At 61.5% G+C, this 6566-nt stretch carries 5 protein-coding genes; 4 read left to right on the top strand and 1 reads right to left on the bottom strand.

Going from position 1 to position 6566, the window contains the following annotated elements:
- Positions 1-151 precede the first annotated feature (151 nt).
- Both ACLEJQ_RS23520 and ACLEJQ_RS23525 read left to right on the top strand, forming a co-directional pair.
- On the top strand, positions 152-883 hold the full coding sequence (locus ACLEJQ_RS23520; protein ID WP_440798940.1) for a carbonic anhydrase: 732 nt from the start codon (positions 152-154) through the stop codon (positions 881-883).
- Positions 884-975: 92 nt separating this feature from the next.
- The gene (locus ACLEJQ_RS23525) at positions 976-2505 is read left to right on the top strand and encodes a SulP family inorganic anion transporter (RefSeq protein ID WP_440798942.1); all 1530 of its coding nucleotides are present in this window, start codon (positions 976-978) and stop codon (positions 2503-2505) included.
- 195 nt (positions 2506-2700) lie between these two features.
- Here the strand turns inward: ACLEJQ_RS23525 and ACLEJQ_RS23530 are convergent, their stop codons facing one another.
- Positions 2701-3351 (bottom strand): hypothetical protein, encoded by a 651-nt coding sequence (locus ACLEJQ_RS23530; RefSeq protein WP_440798944.1) that lies wholly within the window; start codon positions 3349-3351, stop codon positions 2701-2703.
- 378 nt (positions 3352-3729) lie between these two features.
- Here ACLEJQ_RS23530 and coxB point away from each other — a divergent pair, with 378 nt between their 5' ends.
- Both coxB and ctaD read left to right on the top strand, forming a co-directional pair.
- Positions 3730-4857, top strand: a complete 1128-nt coding sequence (gene coxB / locus ACLEJQ_RS23535; RefSeq protein WP_440798946.1) for a cytochrome c oxidase subunit II — start codon at positions 3730-3732, stop codon at positions 4855-4857.
- 82 nt (positions 4858-4939) lie between these two features.
- Positions 4940-6532 (top strand): cytochrome c oxidase subunit I, encoded by a 1593-nt coding sequence (gene ctaD, locus ACLEJQ_RS23540; protein WP_440798948.1) that lies wholly within the window; start codon positions 4940-4942, stop codon positions 6530-6532.
- Positions 6533-6566: the final 34 nt, after the last annotated feature.

The following is a 6566-nucleotide window of genomic DNA, read 5'->3' on the forward strand; positions in this document are numbered from 1 at the left end:
TCTGGTCACCCTTGGTAATCTACGTCCTAGAGCCTTCGATTCAGTTTGAGTTAAGTTTCGGCCGCTACCTTGTTCATCGAGTGACTGATGGGTCGGGCCTTTCGACCTGGACGTTTTTCAACAGCCACTGGCGTCTCAAAGAGGATGAATCATGAGTGACAAGGATAAACAGCCGTTGGCTGCGTCGGCTTCAGCCCAACCCCAGGCGGAGACCGCCGATGCAGCGCTGCAGCACATTGTTGACGGCTTTTTGCATTTCCATCACGAGGTCTTCCCCCAACAGGAAGAGCTCTTCAAGAAACTCGCCACCGCCCAGGCACCCCGGGCGATGTTCATCACCTGCGCCGACTCGCGCATCGTGCCCGAGTTGATCACCCATAGTTCTCCTGGCGATCTGTTCGTGACCCGTAACGTGGGAAACGTCGTTCCGCCGTACGGGCAAATGAACGGCGGCGTTTCCACCGCCATCGAATACGCGGTACTGGCCCTCGGCGTGCAGCACATCATCGTCTGCGGCCATTCCGATTGCGGCGCCATGCGCGCAGTCCTCAACCCCGAGACCCTGGAGAAGATGCCCACGGTCAAAGCCTGGTTGCGCCACGCCGAAGTGGCCAAGACCATGGTCCATGACAACTGCCCGTGCGGCGACGAAAAACAGACCATGCCCATCCTCACCGAAGAGAACGTGATCGCGCAGCTGCACCATCTGCGAACGCATCCCTCGGTGGCTTCGCGCATGGCCAGCGGTCAGTTGTTCATCCACGGTTGGGTGTACAACATCGAGACCAGCGAGATCAAAGCCTTCGACGCGGACCAGGGCCGTTTCCTGCCGCTCGATGGCAGCCATCCGATCCCGGTGGCGACGCCCAAAGCGCGCTTCTAACCGCTCCTATACATCCTTGCGTGGTTCTGCCCTGCCTGCCGTTCGGGCGGGAGGGCCTTGCCATGCCTGAAGAAAACGTCGGGAGAGTCTCCATGCGTGCTGCTCAATTAAAAGCTGTCCTGCCACGGGAGCTGCTGGCTTCGGTGGTGGTGTTTCTGGTGGCGCTGCCCTTGTGCATGGGCATCGCCATCGCGTCCGGCCTGCCGCCCGCCAAGGGCCTGATCACCGGGATCGTCGGCGGACTGATCGTCGGTTTCCTGGCCGGCTCCAAGCTGCAAGTCAGCGGCCCGGCCGCGGGCCTGGCGGTGTTGGTGTTCGAATTGGTACGCCAGCACGGCGTGGCCATGCTCGGGCCGATCCTGCTGCTGGCCGGGCTTCTGCAACTGCTGGCCGGGCGTTTTCGCCTGGGCTGCTGGTTCCGGGTGACGGCGCCGGCGGTGGTCTACGGAATGTTGGCCGGTATCGGCGTGCTGATCGTGTTGTCCCAGGTGCATGTGATGATCGACGCGGCGCCCAAACCGTCCGGGCTGGAAAACCTGACCGCGTTTCCTGGCGCCCTGGTCCAGGCCTTGCCGTCGTTTGGCTGGCAGGCTGGCTTGCTGGGCCTGTCGACAATTGCAGTGATGTGGCTGTGGGAAAAGCTGCGTCCCCACAGTCTGCGTTTCATCCCCGGCGCCTTGCTCGGCGTAGGTTTGGCGACGATTGCCAGCCTGATGCTGGCGTTGCAGGTCAAGCGGGTGGAAGTCCCGGAAAACCTCGCCGAAGCCATCGACTGGCTGCGCCCCGCGGACCTGCTGAACCTGGCCGACCCGAGCGTGCTGATCGCCGCGTTCGCCGTGGCCTTCATCGCCAGCGCCGAGACCTTGCTGTCAGCGGCGGCGGTGGACCGCATGCACAGCGGTGAGCGTGCGGACTTCGACCGGGAGCTGTCGGCCCAAGGCATCGGCAACATGCTCTGCGGCCTGCTCGGCGCCCTGCCGATGACCGGCGTGATCGTGCGCAGCTCGGCCAACGTCCAGGCCGGCGCGACCACGCGGATGTCGACGATTTTCCATGGCTTGTGGTTGCTGTTGTTCGTGCTGTTGCTGTCCAGCGTGCTGCAAAGCATTCCGGTGGCGAGCCTGGCGGGCGTGCTGGTGTACACCGGTTTCAAACTGGTGGACCTCAAGGCCTTCCGTGGCCTGGGCCGCTATGGCCGGATGCCGATGTTCACCTATGCCGCGACGGCCTTGGCGATCATCTTCACCGACCTGCTGACCGGCGTGCTGATCGGTTTCGGCCTGACCCTGGCGAAACTGGCCTGGAAAGCCTCGCGCCTGAAAATCAGCCTGATCGACCTGCCCCAGGAAGGCGAGATGGAACTGCGCCTGGTCGGCGCGGCCACCTTTCTCAAGGTCCCGGCGCTGACCCAAGTGCTGGGCACCATTCCCGAGGGCGCGACGGTACACGTGCCGCTCAACAACCTGAGCTACATCGACCACTCCTGCCTGGAGCTGCTGGAAGAATGGGGCCGAGCGAACGCCAGCAAGGGCTCGAAACTGCTGATCGAATCCCGCGGGCTCAAGCGTCGGTTGGAAGGAAGGTTGCGGACGAATGTGGGGGTGGGTGCAGCGTCTGCCTGAGGCCCCCACAGGCAACCGCTCACTTAAAGTTTGCTTGATTCATTGTGGCGAGGGAGCTTGCTCCCGCTGGACTGCGCAGCAGGCCCATTTTATGAGTGCTTCGCACTCAAGCGGGAGCAAGCTCCCTCGCCACGGGCTCAGTGAATGCCTTAAGTGAGTAGCTCGCTCCCACAGGGGTTGAGGTTTCAATCTCGCTCAAGCCACCGGCTGTTCCAGCTCCAGGCCGACGCCCAAACGGCGGGACATGCACGGCCAGCGCTTCCAGGCGGCGCCGGTTTGCGGGCAGCTGAGTTTCTCGCGATAGGTTTCTACCGACTCCAGTGCAAAGGTCTCTTCGTTGAGCATTTCATCGAAGGCGTGGTGCACCACTTCGTCGAGTTGGTTGGCAAATTCCTCACCGATCAACTGGTGAGCAATCAGGTTGGCGACCGTCATGTCCAAGGGGATCAAGGGCTGGCCGAAATGCTTGATGTACAGGTCGTTGACCTCTTCCACGAACCGGTGCGCCAGGTAGGCCTCATCCAGCAGGCTGTCGAGCCCGACATGGCCGGCCATGATCGACGGTGGCTGGAGGAAGTACTGCTCGGCGATCTTCAACACTGGCTTGATCTGCGACTCGATCCCCGCTTCCCGGGCGACGTCGTTGGCAGCGTCCAGCAGGTCAGGGACTTCATCGATGTAAGCGGCGACGAAACGCGCCAGCACGTCGTTGGCGTTGACTTCAGGTAACTGGATGGCACGGTGCAGGTGTGGCAGTTGGGCTTCCAGCTGTCGGGTCAATTGGCCGGTCTGGGCCTCATGTTGTTGGGCTTTTTGGATCTGCTCGCGCAATGCGGCGGTGTTCATGAAAACTCCAGGAAAACTCAAGGCAATGAAATAGGAAAGACATAACTTAGCTGGCGAATAAACACTCCTAAGACCTATTTTTCATAACCCCCTCTTCCTTGATGCGTCAAAGTTATATCGGTTTGCCATCATCTGGTGACGCATCCTTCTCCATTCGCGGGCTCTGGCGCAAGCCCCCTGTGTTTCAAAAACGATTTTCACCATCGCGTTGCGAGGTTCGAGTCGCTGTCTATACTCGGTTTTGAATGGAGTTAGCTGATGACACCCGATGCATAAGCAGCAAGGCACGGCGGTGGAGTTCGCAGTCTGATGGAGCCGCTCTCCCTTGCCGCAGGCGTTACGCCTACGGGATAACAAGAACGATAAGGGGAACCCGCAATGACGCGACATCCACACGTATGGATGGGCCTCCTGTTGTGGTCGATTTTCAGCCCGGCGCAAGCAGCCTGGACTGTGAATATGGCGCCTGGAGCGACACAGATCAGCCACGCAGTGTTCGACCTGCACATGACCATATTCTGGATCTGTGTGGTGATCGGCATCATCGTCTTCGGCGCCATGTTCTGGTCGATGATGATGCACCGCCGCTCCACCGGCCAGAATGCGGCGCACTTTCACGAAAACACCCGCGTTGAAATCCTCTGGACCATCGTGCCGTTCCTGATCCTGGTGGCCATGGCGATTCCCGCCACCGCCACCCTGATCAAGATGTACGACCCCAGCGAGTCGGAGATCGATGTCCAGATCACCGGCTACCAGTGGAAGTGGCACTACAAATACCTGGGCCAGGACGTCGAGTTCTTCAGCAACCTGGCCACCTCCGCCGAACAGATCCATAACCAGAGCGCCAAGGGCGAGCATTACCTGCTGGAAGTCGACAAGCCGCTGGTGCTGCCGGTCGACGCCAAGGTGCGCTTTCTGGTGACGTCCGCCGACGTGATCCACTCCTGGTGGGTGCCGGCGTTCGCGGTCAAGCGCGACGCAATCCCAGGGTTCGTCAACGAGGCCTGGACCAAGGTCGACAAGCCCGGCATCTATCGCGGCCAGTGCGCCGAGCTGTGCGGCAAGGACCACGGCTTCATGCCGATCGTGGTGGAGGTCAAGAGCAAGCCCGACTACGAGAAATGGCTGGGCGAACGCAAGGCCGAAGCGGCGCAGCTCAAGGAGCTGACCAGCAAGGAATGGACCCTCGACGAGCTCAAGGAGCGCGGCGACAAGATCTATCACACCACCTGCGCGGCCTGTCACCAGGCCGAAGGCCAGGGCTTGCCGCCGATGTTCCCGGCCCTCAAGGGCTCGAAGATCGCCACCGGGCCCAAGGCTGATCACCTGAGCATCGTCTACCACGGCAAACCCGGCACCGCCATGGCCGCCTTCGGCAAGCAGCTGTCGGAAGTCGATATCGCGGCGGTCGTGACCTATGAACGCAACGCCTGGGGCAACAACAAGGGCGACATGGTCACGCCGAAAGAAGTGCTGGAACTCAAACAGGCGGAAAGCAAATGAGCCGGCCTGACGTGTATTCCCGCAACCGGTCGGGGCTCATTGCCCCGCGCCGTCCAGCCCATTCGTTCGAAGGAGACAGGACATGAGTGCTGTGATCGATGACCACGGTCATGCCGGCGCCGACCACGCCCACGGCCCCGCCAAGGGCCTGATGCGCTGGGTATTGACCACCAACCACAAGGACATCGGCACGCTGTACCTGTGGTTCGCGTTTTCCATGTTCCTCCTGGGCGGCTCGTTCGCCATGGTGATCCGCGCCGAGCTGTTCCAACCCGGCCTGCAGATCGTGCAGCCGGAATTCTTCAACCAGATGACCACCATGCATGGCCTGGTAATGGTGTTCGGCGCGGTGATGCCGGCCTTCGTCGGCCTCGCCAACTGGATGGTCCCGTTGATGATCGGCGCGCCGGACATGGCCCTGCCGCGCATGAACAACTTCAGCTTCTGGCTGTTGCCGGCGGCGTTCCTACTGCTGGTGTCCACGCTGTTCACACCGGGCGGCGGGCCGAACTTCGGCTGGACCTTCTACGCGCCGCTGTCCACCACCTATGCGCCGGAAAGCGTGACGTTCTTCATCTTCGCCATCCATCTGATGGGCATCAGCTCGATCATGGGCGCGATCAACGTGATCGCCACCATCCTCAATCTGCGCGCCCCCGGCATGACGCTGATGAAAATGCCGCTGTTCGTCTGGACCTGGCTGATCACCGCGTTCCTGCTGATCGCGGTGATGCCGGTGCTGGCCGGGTGCGTGACGATGATGCTGATGGACATCCACTTCGGCACCAGCTTCTTCAGCGCCGCCGGCGGCGGTGACCCGGTACTGTTCCAGCACGTGTTCTGGTTCTTCGGCCACCCCGAGGTGTACATCATGATCCTGCCGGCCTTCGGCGCCGTCAGCTCGATCATCCCGGCGTTCTCGCGCAAGCCGCTGTTCGGCTACACCTCGATGGTCTACGCCACAGCGGCCATTGCGTTCCTGTCGTTCATCGTCTGGGCGCACCACATGTTCGTGGTGGGCATTCCGCTGGTGGGCGAGCTGTTCTTCATGTACGCGACCCTGCTGATCGCCGTGCCCACCGGGGTCAAGGTGTTCAACTGGGCCAGCACCATGTGGCAAGGCTCGCTGACCTTCGAGACGCCGATGCTGTTCGCCGTGGCCTTCGTGATCCTGTTTTCCATCGGCGGTTTCTCCGGATTGATGCTCGCCATCGCCCCGGCGGACTTCCAATACCAGGACACCTACTTCGTGGTCGCGCATTTCCACTACGTGCTGGTGCCCGGCGCGATCTTCGGGATCTTCGCCTCGGCGTACTACTGGCTGCCGAAATGGACCGGCCACATGTATGACGAAACCCTCGGCAAGCTGCACTTCTGGCTGTCGTTCATCGGGATGAACATGGCGTTCTTCCCCATGCACTTCGTGGGGCTGGCGGGCATGCCGCGGCGGATTCCCGACTACAACCTGCAGTTCGCCGACTTCAACATGGTCTCGTCCATCGGCGCGTTCATGTTCGGCACGACGCAGATCTTCTTCCTGTTCATCGTGATCAAGACCATCCGTGGCGGCCCGCCAGCACCGGCCAAACCATGGGATGGGGCCGAAGGGTTGGAGTGGAGCGTGCCGTCGCCCGCGCCGTATCACACGTTTACTACGCCGCCGGAAGTGAAATGAGATGACACACAGGCCTCCTGTGGGAGCGGGCTTG

The sequence above is a fragment of the Pseudomonas sp. SMV71 genome (genome assembly GCF_052042015.1).
Lineage (GTDB): Bacteria > Pseudomonadota > Gammaproteobacteria > Pseudomonadales > Pseudomonadaceae > Aquipseudomonas.

Excerpts from the sequence above, each read along its gene's own strand:
- ACLEJQ_RS23520 (WP_440798940.1), top strand. The coding sequence starts at position 152 with ATGAGTGACAAGGATAAACAGCCGTTGGCTGCGTCGGCTTCAGCCCAA.
- ACLEJQ_RS23525 (WP_440798942.1), top strand. The coding sequence starts at position 976 with ATGCGTGCTGCTCAATTAAAAGCTGTCCTGCCACGGGAGCTGCTGGCT.
- ACLEJQ_RS23530 (WP_440798944.1), bottom strand. The coding sequence starts at position 3,351 with ATGAACACCGCCGCATTGCGCGAGCAGATCCAAAAAGCCCAACAACAT.
- coxB (WP_440798946.1), top strand. The coding sequence starts at position 3,730 with ATGACGCGACATCCACACGTATGGATGGGCCTCCTGTTGTGGTCGATT.
- ctaD (WP_440798948.1), top strand. The coding sequence starts at position 4,940 with ATGAGTGCTGTGATCGATGACCACGGTCATGCCGGCGCCGACCACGCC.